The sequence below is a fragment of the uncultured Ruthenibacterium sp. genome (genome assembly GCF_963558415.1).
Classification (GTDB): domain Bacteria; phylum Bacillota; class Clostridia; order Oscillospirales; family Ruminococcaceae; genus Ruthenibacterium.
This window is the reverse complement of the sequence record NZ_CAUWGY010000006.1, coordinates 24,054-41,787: the sequence shown is the minus strand read 5'-3', so window position 1 is coordinate 41,787 and position 17,734 is coordinate 24,054. Positions and strand designations below refer to the sequence as shown.

Sequence of the window (17,734 nt, the reverse complement as noted above, 5' to 3'; positions counted from 1 at the left end):
TCTAATTTCTCGATTTTGTCTTCAAAAACGCGAGAATTTCCAAAAGGAAATACATCCGATTTCGCAGACACCAAAGAATTATTTGTTGTTTTTGAGTATAGAAAGGGTTGTGCCGATCACGCAATGCCCTTTGTACATATGCATTTTGGGAAAACTCGCTCAGCTCGCAATATACCTGCCGTCTGCTTTTCGGATTGTCTGCATGAAAAAAATACACAAGCAACAGTGATGCAATTTTCTCTACAATGCAGCCATGAAAAACATCGCAGATAAGCTTGTCTTTCTCGTTAAACCCATTCTCTTGCAAGGTCCGTTCAATACGCGAGATGTACAACAAATTGTTCTGAATCCATGTCGGTTTGAACTTCACCGTTACACTTCCGGGGTTAATGCGATAAAAATATACGCAGCAATCCATCAATACAACACGAGCGGCGCGAAAGGCGGCGCAAACATTAAACAGCGTATCTTCATATGGATGAAGCCCTTCGCAAAAAAACAGATTTTGTTCTTGAAGTAGTTTTTTTGCAAACAATTTTCCCCACGGAGCACCTTGGTAATTTTCTCCGAAATCTTTGCGCCCACGAACTCGTTGCTCGAAATGGCGACAAATCAAATTAAACGTATAATCATTCTTCCGAGATTCATCCAACACCTGAACTTTCTCCAAAAAGCCCATTTGTGGTCCTGGAGTATCCTCATAGAAGACCTGTAAACCACCAACAACAATATCGCTTTGGTTCTGTTGCGCAGTTTGAACCATTTTCTCTAAAGCATCCTCCGGCATCCAATCGTCCGGGTCAAGAAAATTGATCCACTGCCCGCGCACGGCTTTGATTCCATCGTTTCTTGCAGCAGAAACTCCGCCATTTTCTTTGTGCAACACTCGAATACGCTGGTCTTGTTGCGCATAAGCATCACAAATTGCGCCGCTGTCATCCGGTGAACCATCATCAATCAAAATGATTTCAATATCGTGCAACGTCTGTCGCTGAGCGCTTTCGATTGCCTTTCGAAGGTATGATTCTGGAATAGAGTAAACGGGAACGATCACACTGACAATCGGCATAGTATTCAATCCTACCTTATATGAAACTCAAAATGCTTGAACCCAATGTTCAATCGAACAATGTGTCAAAATCCACCCGCGGAAACACTTCCAGCTTTCCACCCCGCGTTGCGTTAAAAATATGAATTCCCTTCTTGCGGGCAAAACGATAGGCACTTTCATATCCGCGCGTTACACTCAATGTGCTTTGAATGGAATAAAACTGTTCTTTGCTGCCGCCAAAATACGTTTTTACCGAAGGATCGTTGATAATCTTTCCGTTCTTATTGAAGGACATTGCGTAATTATGATCTACCCCCAACAAATAAATGGTTTGAAATCCCATATAGAATGCCATTTGAATGGAAGCAGTTGTGACAGAATATCCAATGGAAATGTATTTTGAAATGTCTTCGCTCATTTCAATGTTCTTCACATCGAACTTATTAATCTCAAACTTTCCGTATTCTTGAAAAAAATGCACATTGCTTTTTTGCGTAATGAGAGGACGTGCAACCGTACTTAAAAATATGTTATCCAATGCGAGATTTTGAATGTGTTCGCATTCTGTGTTCAACACGCTCAAATCGAGACAAACATAATAGGTGGGACGCCAATCCGTCTTGGGAAAAATGTGATAAATACGATTGCTGGCAAACGTCACCTCATTTTTTAACTTGTCCAAATCCTTCGCCTGCAGGCTAGGACCATTTCCAATGATAAAGCAGCGTTGACCTTTATGGATGTCTTTCAGCGATTTTAAATATTCTGCATCCGATGTATTCGCAAAAGTCTTTACGGCCATTTTTCTAGAATAATTCTTCAACGGAGATACCAATGCTCGGATCATCTTGTTGTTTTCCATTTCAAAACGGAGTTGGATAAGCATACAAAACCTCTTTCATTTTAGGGCATTTCTCAACAGTCGCCGATCGTTCAAGGCTTTCATGGTGCTATGCAGAACCCCCGAAAGTCTGACCGCAACAACTCTTGGAACGTAACCGCACAATTTTTCATAGGCTTTCTTGGTAAAACTGCGATTATCCGGCCACAGAGGCTCATCCGCCCAAGGTGACATCGCCTTATACTCCCGCCATTTAAGGGAAAAAGGATGCGTTTGCTTTGCATCGATCCAAGGCCGTCTTGAAAGAAAGCAAGTTGTAAAATGCACAATTACCGGACATTTTTTGGCATGCTCAAAAGCTTGCTTGGAATAAGGATATTTTGTCTTTCGATACTGCTGCATCTCTTCGTAATCAAAATCGTAACAAACCGTCATTACATTATATTCCGGTGGCAAAATGCAAATTTGATCTTTTAAAACGTGGTTGATAACGCCCTGATCTACGTACGGAATCATTCCTTTTTGTTCTTGAATATACTTGCTAAAGGATTTTTCCATATTTCTCTGTTTCCAACGGTCCAAATCAATGAGCATAATGCCCGCATTGATATAATCGTCTTTGGGGTTCAATCCAACATTCACTTTATGTTTATCGCCCATGCACTCTACGACCGCTGCGCAGCTATCTTTTTGGGGCAAATTCACACGCTCAATTTCGGATAAATTTCCCAAAACCAAAGTATCGCAATCAATGTAAATCACTCTTTTTAAATGTGGAAGCATTGATGGCAAATAGAGCCGTGCAAATGTTGTTAACGACCACCGCTGTGCATTGATTTTCTGACCTGCCAACTGATCCAAATCGGGAATAGAAACAAACTTTAATCCACGATTATATTTTTGGGCGATTGATAATAATTTTTCCTTATTCTCATTCGTTATTCCATCATCCAAAATATAAACGGACAAATCCGCATCTGAATTGTTATCAAATAGCGACAACAAAGAAACGCCTAAAATTTGCGCAAAACGATTATCGCTGGCATAAACAATATCCATTTGGGAACTCCTCTCAATCTTTTGCCAGTTTGCAATACCACTTCCATGCGTGAGAAACAATCTCTTCAATCTGTGGATAACGCGGCTTCCAACCCAGAATTCTTTGTGCCTTGGCTGAGTCGCCGACCAGTTCTGCCGGATCTCCAGGGCGCCTAGCACAATATTCCACCTCAAAAGAACGTCCGGTCACTTTTTTAACAGCTTCAATCACTTCCAAAACGCTCGTACCAAGGGTATTTCCCAAATTGAAAAAATCAGATGGATTTCCCTTTTCCAAATAGCGCAAAGCCCGCAAGTGTGCATCTGCTAAATCGTACACATGAATATAGTCACGAATGCATGTGCCATCCCGTGTAGGATAGTCCGTACCAAATACCTTTACGCTCGAGCGTTTTCCTCCCGCAGCCTCTAAAACAAGCGGAATCAAATGCGTTTCCGGTATATGCCACTCACCAATTTCCCCATCGGGATCCGCGCCCGCCGCATTGAAATAACGCAAAACCGCAAATTCAAGGCCGTAGGCCACTGCATAGTCCTTAAAAATTCTTTCCACCATCAATTTCGTGGCCCCATAAGGGTTGATTGGATTCTGAGGCATGTCCTCTGTAATGGGAACCCGGGAAGGAACGCCATAAGTGGCACAAGTACTGGAAAACACAATGCGATTGCATCCGTTTGTGCGCATTGCCTCCAACAAATTCAACGTACACGTTACATTGTTTTGATAATACTTTGCCGGTTCTTTCACGCTTTCGCCCACATAGGCATATGCGGCAAAATGGAAAACCGCATCGATTTTCCAACGCTTGAACACCGCATCAATCGCATTGTAATCGTTCAAATCGCCCTCAACGAATTCGCCCCATTTCACCAATTCACGATGACCGTAAACAAGGTTATCAAATACAATCGTTTGATATCCCTGCTGTGACAATAATTTGTTGACGTTGCTTCCGATGTATCCGGCGCCGCCGCAAATCAAAATGGCCATTTTAAATGGCTCCTTTCCCAGTAAAAATCGCGCTGAAAGTTTGAAAAATGATTTTTATATCCAACCACAAACTGCGATGTGCAATGTAAAACTCATTCATTGCAATTCTTTCAGAAAAGTCGGTATCACTGCGCCCATTGACCTGCCAATATCCTGTCAAACCCGGACGCACGGACATGATTGAATCGAGATGTTCTCCGTAGGACTCTTCTTCTATGAGCAGCGGAGGGCGAGGCCCTACTACACTCATGTCACCCTTGAGAATATTCACAAGCTGAGGCAATTCATCAATGCTGGTCTTGCGAATAAATTTTCCTACTTTTGTAATCCTTGGATCGTTTTTCAACTTAAAATTTTGCGAAAACTCCAGTTTCTGTTCAGCAGAAAGATTTTTCAAGCGCTCCTCCGCATCTTTGCACATACTGCGAAATTTCAGCATTTTAAAAGTTTTTTTGTTCTTACCTATGCGGGGTTGACCAAAAAACACACTGCCTGGATCCTCTATGTAAATCGCAAGGGCCGTAATCAAAAACACCGGGCTGAGAATCACAAGTCCACACAGACTTGCCGTAATATCAAAGGCCCGTTTCAAAAAGCGATAGGCGATGGAAGTATTGGGCACCACTTGTGCAGTCGACCGAGCCTTCGGTTGCTGTGCACTTTCCACCGCAATGGAGTTTTCCACAACGATCGTTCCTTTCACATCAATGATTTAAAATATGCAATGGTTTTGTCCAAGCCTTCATCCAATGCTACTGCCGGACTCCAGCCTTGTAATTCTTGCTTTGCCAAAGCAATATCCGCACGGCGCCGTGTCGGGTCATCGCCCGGCAAAGGACGAAATACCACCTTACTTTTACTTCCTGTTTTTTCAAGTACTTTCTGCGCCAACTCCAACATAGTGAACTCACCTGGATTGCCCAGATTGACAGGCCCCAAGAAGTCCGAACGACTGTCATTCATCATTCGAACGATTCCCTCGACCAAATCGTCGATGTATTGGAAGCTACGAGTTTGAGTGCCGTCACCATATACAGTCAAATCTTCGCCTCGAAGCGCCTGCATAATAAAATTGCTCACCACACGTCCATCCTGCGGATCCATGTTGGGACCATATGTATTGAAAATGCGAATTACTTTGATCTTTACACCAAACTCCCGGTTATAGTCAAAGCACAACGCCTCTGCACAACGCTTTCCTTCATCGTAGCAACTACGAACCCCGATGGGATTCACACATCCACGATAACTCTCTACCTGTGGATGTACCTCTGGGTCTCCATATACCTCGCTGGTTGAAAACTGCATCATGGTCGCGCCGTACTTTTTGGCAAGCTCCAACATATTCAGCACGCCAAAAATGCAGGTCTTCGTAGTGTCCGTAGGACTTTTCTGGTAAGCAGGCGGACTCGCAGGACAAGCTGCATTGTAAATTTGATCCACCGGCAAATCGATGGGCTGCTGTACATTGTGCTCTACAAATTCAAAGTTCGAAAGATGTAAAAGAGACTCAATATTTACCATACGTCCGGTAAACAGATTGTCTAAGCAGATCACATGATTTTCCGGATCTTTCACCAATCGTGCGCACAAGTTGGAACCTACAAAACCCGCGCCGCCTGTCACCAATATGCGTTTCATATTATTCGCTCCATTCCACTGCGTTTTTCCCAACGCCGATCTGATGATATTCAATTCCGTACTCATTCATTTCTTCGGGATTGTACTGATTGCGTCCATCAAAAATAACCGGCGCCTTCAGATTTTCCATCATGCGTTCAAAATCGGGGCTGCGAAATTCCTTCCACTCTGTGATCAAAATCAATGCATCACAGCCTTTCAGCGCATCATATTTCCCGTCGAAATATTCCACATTCCGGTTGTCCTTTAAGTAACAGGTGCGCGCCTCCCGCTCCGCTTTGGGATCATACGCATGGATTTTCGCACCTCGTTTTGTTAACTCATCAATAATCACAATGGCGGCACTGCACCGCATGTCATCTGTGTCGGGTTTAAATGCCAGACCCCAAGCCGCAAACGTTTTTCCTTTAAGATCTTCTCCATAACGCGCCAAGACTTTCTGGGGAATTACCTTCTTTTGGTCGGCGTTTACATCTTCTACCGCCGTCAAAATACGTGGCGAATAGCCATTATTTTTGCTTGTCTTAATCAAGGCCTGCACATCTTTTGGGAAACAACTTCCACCATATCCACACCCCGGATAAATAAAGTGATACCCAATGCGCCGGTCACTACCTATACCCAAGCGGACTTTGTTTACATCCGCTCCCACCAGCTCACAGATATTGGCGATTTCATTCATGAAGCTGATTTTTGTTGCCAACATACTATTTGCTGTGTATTTGGTCATCTCTGCACTGGCAATGTCCATCATGATCAGGTTCTCCGTGCTGCGCAAGAATGGAGCATACAGCTCTCGCATCTTTTTGTCTGCGCGCTCGGTCTCTACACCTACTACTACGCGGTCCGGCATTAGACAATCGTTGACTGCTGTTCCCTCTTTCAAAAATTCAGGGTTGGAGATCACATCAAAATCCAAATCGCTTGCGCGGGCATCCAATTCTTTCTGAATCTCCTCGCGTACTTTCTGGGCCGTTCCCACCGGAACGGTCGATTTATCCACAACATACATGTGACGAATCATATGGCGCCCAATGCCTCTTGCCACTTCCAACACATACTGCAAGTCTGCACTTCCGTCTTCACCCATCGGCGTACCTACAGCAATGAAGCAAATATGTGCTGTTTTTAAAGCCTCTTCAATGCTGGTTGTAAAGCGCAGCCGTTCTGCCTGCACATTTCGTTGTACAATTTCTTCTAAGCCTGGCTCATAGATGGGAATTCCGCCATTTTTTAAAAGCTCAATCTTCTTCTCATTGGTGTCCACACACCACACATCATTTCCCATATCTGCAAAGCATGCACCAGATACAAGCCCTACATATCCTGTTCCTACAATTGCAATTTTCATTGTGATTGCCTCCTGATGATTTAACTTCCATTCGTCTGTTCTTCCGCGTAATTCTCGCCGTAGAAAAACTCTCTCAAAATTTTTGCATTTGCCTCAAAATCCACGCCAATCATTTTGCGCCCGTCCACACCTACACTGTTCCAACAGGTCTCATAAGTGGGAATCGTCATCTGCTCCATTTGTGCTCCTGCACTGATAAAGCTGGGCATTTCCAATAACAAAGAGGTAATTTCCGCTTTGGTCAGATTGGTCTGAACCATAGGCAAAATTTCATCCGCCAAAGCATTCAGCGTAGCGATGTCCGCATTTTTTACCTGATCTATTGCCGCCTGAATCACCTTTCTCTGCCGTTCAATTCTCTTCCAATCGCTGTCTATGTATCGAATGCGGGAATAAGCCAACGCATCGTGACCGTTTAAATGGTTGATTCCTGCCACTACTTCCTGCTCTGCAGTGGCATTGGTACGCACCTTTCCGTTCAGTCCATCTGCCTCTTCCTGCGTAATTTCAATATCGATTCCTCCGATGGTATCGATGGCTTTTTCAAAGGCGTAAAAGTTCACGCGCACATATCGATCTATATCCAGCTTGAAGCAGTCGCGGACCGTTTGCATCGTCAGCGCTGCACCACCATAGCGAAAAGTATGCGTAAGCCAATCGTCGTTGCGGCCAGGAATCGGCACGCCTATGCCGCGTTCAATGCTCACCAATTTCATCGTATGGTCTTTGGTGTTTAAACTCAGTACCATAATGCTGTCGGCCCGGGCATTGTCACTAAATTCATCGGTTCGCTCGTCCGTACCCAGCAGCAAAATATTGGTTACATTGCGATCGCTATAAATATCTCCGTCCAGAATCTCAATGGTACCGTCTTCGCCTTCTGGTGCATCCGGAAGATCTCCGATATCCAGCTCATCATTGTCCACTGGATAACTGGTACTCGTGTCAATCTCTCTACTTCCATCGTCGTAATGAATCAAATTCAGTTTCGAGTTGTAATAAGCGATTGCCACCACGACCACCAATAGAATCGCCGTCAATACACTGATCAACGCGATCCATCCTGTTCGCTTTTTGTTGTTTTGCAACTGTCTCGTCCTTTCTGTTTTCCCGGGAAATTTTTATATCCATTGTCCGAGTATTTGCCGCATTGCTCGAGGTTCCAAATACTCCGGTTCCTTTCCATCAAACAGCACTGCCCCATTTTCGATCATTCGACGCGCCATCTGCTGACCACATTTCTCCTCGACCAACTTCATTGCATCCGCGAGCATCGGCGGACGCTTTGAAGGAGAATGTGTATCGGTACCTACCACATGGATCATTCCGTGTTGAATCATTCTCAAATACAATTTTTGATATTTTCTGTGCAGCATCAAACTTGTAGCGTTCATCTGCGTATATGCTCCCGCCTCAATCAGATCACATAACAAATTGGGATTTGAACGCACAAAAGCATATCGCTCTACATGGGCAATCAAGGGGACGATTCCTCTACGTGTTAACTGATAAAGCACATCTGCAGCCTCTTGCGGATAGTATGCCGGCGGAAATTCAATCAATAGCAGAGAGGTTCCTGTCAAACACAGAGCTCTCATATCCGTCTGCAGGATTTCGGATGAATAAAAAACTTCTGCCCCTAATTTCATACGTTGCGGAATCCCGGACATGCGAAATGCTCTTCCCAATTCTTGGGCCGCCCTATTGCGTACTTTTAAAAACTCCTCGAGTGTTTGCCTTTCAAAGTTGAAATGTGGGGTCAGGGCAATCTGTGTTACCCGATCGGCATACTGTTTGCGCAACAGCTCCAGGCTTATTTGCAAATCCTTGGCGCCATCGTCTATTCCCGGAAGGATGTGACTGTGTAAATCCGTCATAGATTCAGCTTTCGTTGTAGTCATAGTTGTAGCTGTAATAATACCCACTTTCTTTATCCGCTGATTTCGTGTTGAAATTGTTCAATACAGCGCCAAGAATGTTGGCATGTACTGCATCCAAATTCTTCTTAGCCAAAGCTACTTCGTCAAAAGTTGCATGATTTTGACGCACCACCAAAATCACACCATCTGCATATTGGCTCAGCACTGCCGCATCTGTCACCACAGAAACCGGCGGAGTATCAAAAATAATGTAATCGTAATGCTTGTCCAGTTCCTCGATCAAAATCTTCATTCGATTCGAACCGAGAAGCTCTGCCGGATTCGGTGGAATTGCATCCGCGATAATCACGTGCAAATTCAGAGACTTCATATTGACGATGGATTCCGTAAGTGCACCACCCGCCAAAATATTGGTAAGTCCTTTGTAGGACGAATTATCCAGTTTTAAATAGCGATGTAAAATCGGTTTGCGCAAATCGCAATCGATCAACAGAACCCTGCTGCCTGCGTCTGCCAACGACACCGCCAAATTGATGGCCACACTGCTCTTTCCTTCGCCGGGAATTGCACTCGTCAAAATAATTTTTTTACAAACTTTTCCCATCCCTAAAAACTTTAGATTTGTACGCAAGCTTTTAAATGCTTCCTGATATTGAAAAGGCGTATCCTTCCCCACCAGCACAAATCTGCGGTTGGTGTGTTTGCTTTTTTTTGCCATATTTTACCCCTTCATGCTAATCTGCGGAATAACGCCCAAAACTGTTAATCCTAACCTTTTATTAATGTCCGAATCCGTCATAAATTTATTGTTTAACATCGCGCGCAGGAATATATAAGCCAGCCCTGCCACCATACCAAGTGTTCCTGCAATGAACGTGTTCAATCCCTTTTTCGGAAAAACAGGTTCTTCACCGGTCTTTGGCTGTGAAATCACTTCAACACTGCCGGCTTTCACTGTCTGAATAATCATCTCCGGCGCTTGTTTGACAATACTTGCCACAATCGCTCGCGCCAGTTCCGGATTTTCATCCTGCGCAGAAATTTTCATGACCTGCGTTCCATTAACGGATTCTACATTTACCTTTTCCAAAAGGTCTTCGTAATCCATATCCAAATCCAAATCCTCAATGGTTTTGTCCAAAACCGTATCGCTGGTCAAAATCACTGAATAAGTGTCTACTAGCTTCGTAGCCGATGTAATCTGATCGTTGGTAATGGAAGTCTGCGTAGATGCGTCCTCCCTCGAGTTCACAATCATCGTGGCACTCGCCTCATACTCTGGTACCAGAAAAAAAGCACTGACGAAATATCCAATTGCCGCAAACAGTACGGTGCACGCGATCAATCCCAGAAAATTCTTTTTCAGCAAAAGAATCACTTCTCTCAGATCAATCGTTTCGTATTCCTGTTCCTTCAAATTATTCCCTCCGGTTATGTGAAATTCATACAAATTTATATCAGTCCGCATCGGCCTTATTTTCTCTTCCGGTTGAACTGTGGCCCATTATAATAGGGAGTATTTCACAACGTCAAACGCATTTTTTTGTGCAAAATATGGAATTTGCATATAAAAGCATGGAAAAATCCCCTTTTGCAAAATTTTTGACTGGTAAAAATTGAACAAAAATTCCTGATTTTGGATTTTTGTATCGTTCTTCTTTTTGCAAAAAGAAACAACCGACTATAGTGTCGGTTGTAACATATGCTCTGCCAACACCTTTCCCCTTGAGGTTCTACAATCAGCGTACGAACGAAAAAGTAGACTTTTTCATTCGTATGGTGTATGCTAGAAAAAAGGACATTTTCAGGCTTTTTTGCATGGAAAATGCTTAAATTATGTAAAAGACAATCGCTACGAAAAAGTCTACTTTTTTCTGGTTATTTCCCATGAACCCAGCGAAGAAAAGTATCCTGCGAAATCCCAAGTTTTTGTGCAGCTTCACGTGAACTGATATTTTTCTTTTTCCATTCAGAACACAACAAATCAAATTCTAAAGGTACTTCTTTTCTTGGCCTTCCAAAACGGACTCCCCTATTTTTTGCAGCGGCAATGCCTTCTCTTTGCCGCTGTTTTATATTTTCACGTTCCGTCTGTGCTACATACGATAAAATTTGCAGGACCAAATCTGCAATAAACGTACCTGTTAAATCTCTTCCCGGCTGCCGCGTATTTAAAAGAGGCATATCCAACACTACAATATCTGCTTTCTTTTCTTTGGTGATGAAACGCCACTGTTCCAAAATCTCTTCGTAATTTCGTCCCAATCGATCAATGGACTTCACCACTAACAAATCTTGTGCTTTCAGTTTTTTCAATAACTTTTGATATTGCGGACGATTAAAATCTTTCCCACTGAGTTTATCCATAAAAATGTTATTGGGAGGGACTGAAAAATCCTGTAATGCTATCAGTTGCCTTTCCTCGCACTGCTCTTTCGTGGAAACTCGAACATATCCATAAATTGTTGAATTCATTGTGCATCCCTCCCGTTAATTGCATCGAAACATCTGTAATATAATTTTACATTTGGGCGCATTTTCATACAGAAAAAGAGGTCATTCCGACTGGAATGACCTCTTTTTCTAAGCAGCATATAACTTTTTACTCTTTTTGATTGGTTCCCCACACCATACCAATGGACTCCAAAGCTTTGATCCTCTCCTCACTCAACATTCCTTTGCTATATAGAACGCGAAAGCGATTGATCCATCGACCCAACTTTTCTCCATTCTCTTCATAGGACTGCGGAATAAGCAAGTTTCCATGTTTGTGAAAATAAACAGAAAGACTCCCAATCTGCCGCCAGAACTTTGCCTCTTTGTTGTTCTCTGGAAGACCCATTGCTTTCAAACGCATGGCTCTCTCCTCTGGCAACGTCCCGGCCGATAATTGCATCCTCATCCGCTGCGCCCACGCTCCAAGAGGATGTTCCTCTCCTTGTCCTTCATCTTCCGGAACAATACAGTGTCCATTTATCTGTATAAAAGTCTCAAGCTTTTTACACATACTATCAAAATGCTCATCGGCATAATAGTCCGCTTTAATGCCTATTTCCTTAAGCAGCTCTACCCTTTCTAAAGGCAATTTTCCCTTACGTAATAGCTTAATCTGATCGTGGAGCCAATAATAACATGTTTTTTCATCTTCGCCGCTGTTTTCATGCAATCGCGGAAAACCGTGCTCACACAAATACTGTTTACTCTTTTCGTAGCGCTCGTCCCAGTGACCCTCAAGAGGATTCCAGCAAATTTTCAAATCCTCTAAACGTCGTATCCGTTCTTCTGACAAATTTCCCCGACGGTAAAATTTGCGCTGTTCACCTAGCCAGCTTCCCAAACAAATTCCATCTGTCACATAATTATAGGGAATGTCCAAATGTCCATGCTGCGCTCTAAAAAGAACGGCGGCTTCATATGTCTTATTCCAAATATAGTCGAGGAACCCATCCGTTCCTTCTTCGAATTGAGAATGCTTTTCCCACCCTTTATAAAGAAGTTGGACACGGTTGAAGCGCAACCGCCTTTTTTCTATATCTTTTTGTGTTGCATTTTTTGTACAAAACGGACACCGTCTTCCTGTACTGGTAAAATGCGCCGGAGTCACCAAGTATTCCAGCCCACAAATATTATGACGCATTTTAATGGGTTCCAGAGCATTTCGGTATTCGCCTACAACGCTATATTCGTTCCCCACCAATTCATACACCTGTTGAACAAAAATTTCATGCGTCTTTTTCTTACACGGACTGATACAGATGTGGTCTCGACCATTCAGAATACTGTTAGCGGTCGTCCACCATACTTGTCCACAATGACTGCATAAAAAAGGATTCTTCTCGCCCCAGCCATAAAAGGGACCTATATATGTGTAACCACGTTTTTCAATGGCCGGCAATACAGAAAAAAATTTCTTTTCTCCCCGAATATATTTTGTGGCAACCGTTTTTTCGATACGCTGTCGATTGCTGCAAACCGGACATCCATGTCTTGTGATTTTTCCAGAAGTCTCTTGATAAATCTCTCCACAAACTTTATGGCGAATTCGCATTGGAGTACGGTGATCCGTATAGAAATCCAAGATTTCATATTCATCACCATAGGCCCTGAAAAGGTTTTGTTTCAATTCCTCCAATTTTTTACAGCTAGGACAACGATCATCCTTTAAAAGTTCCTCTGGAGACCGTCTAAACTCTTTCTCGCAAATATTACATCGAAATTTGATCCGACTACGCTTACCACCAAACGGCTCCAACAACGTAATACTGGCCTGTAAACTGCTTATTTTGTCCTGAATCTCCCGTCGGAATAGGTTCTTTTGCTGCTGCTTTTCCTTGTGTTGTTGTTCATACCGCTGTTGCAATTCTTCCATCTGCCGCTGCTTTTCCAAACGAATCTGCCGACGTTCTTCTTGTAGCCGCTTTCTGGTTTCTGCTGTTATTTTACGCGGGGTAATTCCATCGTAAAGACCATCCTGCTGAGCTTTTTGAAGTTTTTGGCTGACCGTGGAAGGGCTCATATGAACGATCTCTCCAATTTGTCTGCACGTATATCCATTCTTAATCAAATCAATCATTTGCAGCACCACAGATTTATTTGCATATTGCCGCACCGCGTCCCAATCAACGGCATCCAAAGCATAAAATTTTAAATTCCGAACAACCTGTGCGTGAATCCAATTTGAATCCGACTTCCTGCAATCAAGCACAACATAGTTCAATCCCAATGTTTTTGTTGCATACTGAATTTTTTCTTTATCTATTTTCTGGATTTGTTCAAGAGTGTATCCACCCAATCGTTCAAATGTACCGGCTTCGTAATGCTGTTGTCCATGCACCTCAATAATCAGTTGTCGGTCTGGATCAAAAAAATCATACCGATAATAGGACTTTTTACCGTCTTGAAAAACCTGAACAGTATACTGATGTATAAAAGGAACTTTCAGTTGTTCCAACAAAGCAATCATATAACGTTCCGGATAACTGACTCCATTGGAACAATATGGACACGGAACCTGTTTTCTTTTATAAATATTATTGATGCTTTTCCCACGGACAATTTTCCCACAATTCGGGCAATAAAAATCGACTTTGTCATGACATCCACATGAACGCGTTCGTGGAATGGATGGATCCACAAACCAAGATGCAAAATCCGGATCAAAATCGGCAATGGTAGGGTGGTTACACTTTTTACAGGTTTTCAGACGTCCGGATTTAAGATACCCTTCGTCTACATCGTAGCGATGTCCCTTCTCGCATTGCAGCATGTAATGTTTGCGAAACACCTTATCTTCTCTCTGAATACGAAATCGATCTATTACTGTCATGGGGCCATTTCGCGTATTGAATGTATCACCCACTTTGTATAAATAGGGTCTATGTTGAATCTTTTCCTCTTGCGCCAATTTCGTCCCTCCGAACCGCTTCGATTTTGAAACCATCTTGGAACAAGTATATCACACACCGTAGCATTTTCTCTGATGTCTTTTTCTCTGTAAAAATAAAAAAGCTGCACTTTGAAAACAAAGTGCAGCTTTTTATTTGGTGCCGATGGTGGGACTTGAACCCACACGGTGTTGCCACCAACGGATTTTGAGTCCGCATCGTCTGCCATTCCGACACATCGGCACAAGAGATAGCTTAATTAGTATAAGCGATTTCTCTAAAAAAATCAAGTGTTTTTTTACTAAAATCTGAAACGTTTTAAAAATTCATTTTTTATACTCCGATCTCCAAACAAAGCAAGGGCTGTCAGACTGGCTAACGCCATTACAGCAGGAACCGCAGCGGCCCAGAAAACACGCGAAAAATCAATCCAATAGAAGACCAGCGGCAGAAAACCCAAAAGAGCCAAAACGACTTGATAAAGCACATAACGCGCCCAATGCGTAAGATTGCATAAAACAACAACCATGATTGCGGCAATTCCAATACAGAGGATAATTGGCAGCACAAAATCCACTGACCAACCACGCCAACCTGTCTCTGCATCTAGCAACATAACCAATGCGCCCATACAAACGACCTGCATCAAAATTTTTCCGCCGGCATTTCCACCTGTCCGCAAAATATGCGGCAGCGCTGTCCAAGTATATATGAACGATGTTGCTACAATTAGCCACCACCAAAAATGTGGCATAACCGCCAGATTGACAAATACACATATGGCTACCGTCAAAATGGAGCAAAACAACAAAATCCGTCTGACCAGATGATACCTTCTACGAAATCCCAAAACGGGATAGACCGGTTTTTCATTTTGACCGGACAAAGGCCCGCCACATACAGGACAAATTTCTACGGGGGTTGCAAAATCAATTCTACAACTTTCACAATGTTTCATCCGAATCACCATTGCTCTCTAATACAAGTGGAATTCCTCTTTGCGTCAAATGTTGAATCATCTGTTTCACCAGAGCATTCCCTTCCAAAAGCGTCGTCACATTCAGTGCAAGGACTTGGTCAAATGTACACGCAGTACATTTTAGCGGTTCACCAGGCGAAGGAGGAAGTAAAAAACGAAATCCGCAAAAATAGCGTTGAAATTCCTGTTCTACCGTCACCATACCAAGATTCGATAGAGTCGTTGTACTTCCATGGCTGGAGTGCTCATAAATCAATCGCAAGACACCATTTTTAATCGGAAGAGGAATAATACGGGTGAATAAATTTCTTTCACTCTGCGCCGTATAAGCAAGTTTTCGCTCAAAGACATCTCGGGTACACTTTTCTGCGAACTGCTTTTTTGTCTGTTCCAATATCCGAGTAAAATCTGACGTTCCACCCTCAAACTGATTGCTGACTGTAATGCCAGAAAAAAAGTTCAAGGACGTATCATCGTTAAAAATACGGCGTAAATTGACAGGAACAAATAAGTTAACCGGTTTTTTTGATCCACTTGCCGGCACATACGCCTGTCGAATGGACCACAGAACAAGTGCCGCCAGATACTCGCCTACTGAAACATTTTCCTTTTGACAAAGTGCCTTTATCTCTTTTACCGGAATTAACAACGTATTGACGCCAACATCCCCCGCCAGACGATTTGTGCCTTTGATATGAAATGCGTTTGGCTCCTTGTAAGTTCCTTTCTCAATGGGACGGCTGTATTTCAAATAGCAATCCTCTACATTCCCAGCTTGTTCAAGACCATAGAGTCTTTTCTGCTCTGTTTCATTGGGATAAGCCAATTGGCAGTACCGATAACAAATGGCTTTTAAAAAGCGCATGGCTCCTGTTCCGTCCGTAAGCACATGAAATGTCTCCAAATGGACTCTATTCTCAAAATAGAGCACACGAAACAGATACCGCCCTGTTTCCAGCGGATCAAGATAACGACAGGGAACATCCTGCTCCAGCCGCACAACGGGAGTCGCTTCATTGGCCTCCAGATAGCTCCAAAACAAACCATGGCGCAGCCGCACTCCAAATGCCGCAAAATAAGGCAATGTTTGCTCCAGCGCACGCTGAAGTATCGCCGGATCCACAGGATCCCGAAGAATAGCCGTTAATCGAAACACGTTGGTAGTACGTCGACTGGCCACTACCGGAAACAGGTTTGCCGTATTGTCCAATTTATGCCATTTTTTAAAAATTATTTGTTTTTTCAATCTTTCCCGCCTCCCGGGTGCGACAAAAATAAGCGCAAATCAATGTTTTGTGCAATGGCCATTCCACCTAGCTTATTGGGATGCAACCCATCTGGCAACGAAAACTCCTTTTTCATACCTGGTCCATCCGTTGCCGCAATTGGAGCTCCTAAATCTAAAACTGCATCAAACAATCCACAGGTTTCCAGCCAGTCATTGATCATCAAACGTAGCTGCTCTCGCTCGGAAGTATAGATGTGATTGATTTCCCGCGGCAAAAGTTTTCCCGCATAAACTTTTACACCACGTCTATGCAGTACTTCTACCAGCGGTTTTACCGCATCTTGATACTGTTCCAAAGTGATGAGCTCGCTTTCCGGGGCCCCATCTTTTCCGGGCAAACCGATGTCATTGGTCCCCAAAGCAAAAATGGCATGCGTCAGCCCCTCCACGGGCAACAAATCATACCGAAAACGTTCTACCCCTGCGTGACCATAAATGCCTTTCACAAGTGATGGGGAATCATACAACAAACGATTTCCGCCAATGCCCAAGTTGCAAACGCTGGCCATTCCTGGACAAGCTCGATACAACCGCTGCGTAAAAGGAGTGACCCACGCTCCCTGCTGCATAATCGAATCTCCAAACGCCGCTACAACGCATGGAATCGGAGAATCGTCGTCTTGCTCCACAACAATTTCAGACAAAGTTGTGACCGCATTGGTAAGATCCCACGGAAGCATTGTACGAGACAAACCACTAAGCAGCCTCGCTTTGGGAAGCACTTCCTGTGCACAATAATCCCCCTTTACCGAACGCGTGGCAAACGTACTCACAAAATTACCAGAGCTCACTTTGTCGGAAAGCGGATAGTATAAGCTGACTGCAATCGTTTGTCCGGGACGCACCGATAACGAAACTCGATCGGAATAAACGTCACGCTCAGGCACCAGTGCAAAACTCGTATCTCCACACACCGTCAACGGGCGAATGGTTCCCGCCAGAAGATTGCCTTTTCGGTCGGCCAGCGCCACGGTAGCATTTCCTACCCATACAGGGCGAGAAGAATAGTAATTACTGAATTTCACATAAATGCCATCGCCCACAAGATTATTGGGTGCCAAAATGCGCACCGTACGGGCGGCATTATTAAATGGTTGAGCGGAGATATCCGTGTGCGCAACAGCAAACGTACAGACACGACGCGGCATATTTGAGCCTCCCTCGGGAAATTCTGGTTTCAGTATACCATGCTCTTTCCAAGAAAAAAAGCATTCCTGGACGGAATGTGTTCCGAAAAGCCAAAAAGGACGCGAAGCCTCACCGCCTCGC

16 protein-coding genes and 1 tRNA gene are annotated in these 17,734 nt (G+C 43.6%); all 17 read right to left on the bottom strand.

Annotated features, from left to right (window positions below):
* Position 1: 1 nt before the first annotated feature.
* Positions 2-1,069 (bottom strand): glycosyltransferase family 2 protein, encoded by a 1,068-nt coding sequence (locus AB5H98_RS02050; protein ID WP_367924250.1) that lies wholly within the window; start codon positions 1,067-1,069, stop codon positions 2-4.
* A 49-nt stretch (positions 1,070-1,118) separates the two neighbouring features.
* Entirely contained in the window at positions 1,119-1,937 is an 819-nt protein-coding gene (locus AB5H98_RS02045) for a 6-hydroxymethylpterin diphosphokinase MptE-like protein (protein ID WP_367924249.1), read from the bottom strand.
* A gap of 12 nt (positions 1,938-1,949) precedes the next feature.
* On the bottom strand, positions 1,950-2,951 hold the full coding sequence (locus AB5H98_RS02040; protein ID WP_367924248.1) for a glycosyltransferase family 8 protein: 1,002 nt from the start codon (positions 2,949-2,951) through the stop codon (positions 1,950-1,952).
* Between the two features lie 13 nt (positions 2,952-2,964).
* Positions 2,965-3,942, bottom strand: coding sequence for a UDP-glucose 4-epimerase GalE (gene galE / locus AB5H98_RS02035; protein WP_367924247.1), 978 nt, complete (start codon positions 3,940-3,942; stop codon positions 2,965-2,967).
* Position 3,943: 1 nt separating this feature from the next.
* The gene (locus AB5H98_RS02030; RefSeq protein WP_367924246.1) at positions 3,944-4,627 is read right to left on the bottom strand and encodes a sugar transferase; all 684 of its coding nucleotides are present in this window, start codon (positions 4,625-4,627) and stop codon (positions 3,944-3,946) included.
* 14 nt (positions 4,628-4,641) lie between these two features.
* Entirely contained in the window at positions 4,642-5,583 is a 942-nt protein-coding gene (locus AB5H98_RS02025; RefSeq protein ID WP_367924245.1) for a UDP-glucuronic acid decarboxylase family protein, read from the bottom strand.
* Position 5,584: 1 nt separating this feature from the next.
* Positions 5,585-6,934, bottom strand: a complete 1,350-nt coding sequence (locus AB5H98_RS02020; RefSeq protein WP_367924244.1) for a UDP-glucose/GDP-mannose dehydrogenase family protein — start codon at positions 6,932-6,934, stop codon at positions 5,585-5,587.
* Between the two features lie 20 nt (positions 6,935-6,954).
* Complete coding sequence (locus tag AB5H98_RS02015) at positions 6,955-8,022, bottom strand: LCP family protein (protein WP_367924243.1); 1,068 nt, start codon at positions 8,020-8,022, stop codon at positions 6,955-6,957.
* Positions 8,023-8,055: 33 nt separating this feature from the next.
* Entirely contained in the window at positions 8,056-8,835 is a 780-nt protein-coding gene (locus AB5H98_RS02010; protein WP_367924242.1) for a tyrosine-protein phosphatase, read from the bottom strand.
* A complete protein-coding gene (locus AB5H98_RS02005; protein ID WP_367924241.1) occupies positions 8,816-9,532 on the bottom strand; it encodes a CpsD/CapB family tyrosine-protein kinase in 717 nt (238 codons plus the stop codon). Before AB5H98_RS02005 ends, AB5H98_RS02010 begins: the two co-directional genes overlap by 20 nt.
* 3 nt (positions 9,533-9,535) lie before the next feature.
* Positions 9,536-10,231: a YveK family protein gene (locus AB5H98_RS02000; protein WP_367924240.1), complete on the bottom strand. Its 696-nt coding sequence runs from the start codon at positions 10,229-10,231 to the stop codon at positions 9,536-9,538.
* 461 nt (positions 10,232-10,692) lie between these two features.
* Positions 10,693-11,289 carry a recombinase family protein gene (locus AB5H98_RS01995; protein WP_367924239.1) on the bottom strand — a complete coding sequence of 199 codons (597 nt, stop codon included), beginning with the start codon at positions 11,287-11,289 and terminating at the stop codon, positions 10,693-10,695.
* A 127-nt stretch (positions 11,290-11,416) separates the two neighbouring features.
* Positions 11,417-14,218 carry a Helicase associated domain protein gene (locus AB5H98_RS01990; RefSeq protein ID WP_367924238.1) on the bottom strand — a complete coding sequence of 934 codons (2,802 nt, stop codon included), beginning with the start codon at positions 14,216-14,218 and terminating at the stop codon, positions 11,417-11,419.
* A gap of 137 nt (positions 14,219-14,355) precedes the next feature.
* A tRNA-Leu gene (locus AB5H98_RS01985) sits at positions 14,356-14,441 on the bottom strand.
* Between the two features lie 58 nt (positions 14,442-14,499).
* Entirely contained in the window at positions 14,500-15,156 is a 657-nt protein-coding gene (locus tag AB5H98_RS01980; protein ID WP_367924237.1) for a DUF6320 domain-containing protein, read from the bottom strand.
* A complete protein-coding gene (locus tag AB5H98_RS01975) occupies positions 15,143-16,423 on the bottom strand; it encodes a hypothetical protein (RefSeq protein WP_367924236.1) in 1,281 nt (426 codons plus the stop codon). Before AB5H98_RS01975 ends, AB5H98_RS01980 begins: the two co-directional genes overlap by 14 nt.
* Entirely contained in the window at positions 16,420-17,613 is a 1,194-nt protein-coding gene (locus AB5H98_RS01970) for a GDSL-type esterase/lipase family protein (RefSeq protein WP_367924235.1), read from the bottom strand. Before AB5H98_RS01970 ends, AB5H98_RS01975 begins: the two co-directional genes overlap by 4 nt.
* Positions 17,614-17,734: the final 121 nt, after the last annotated feature.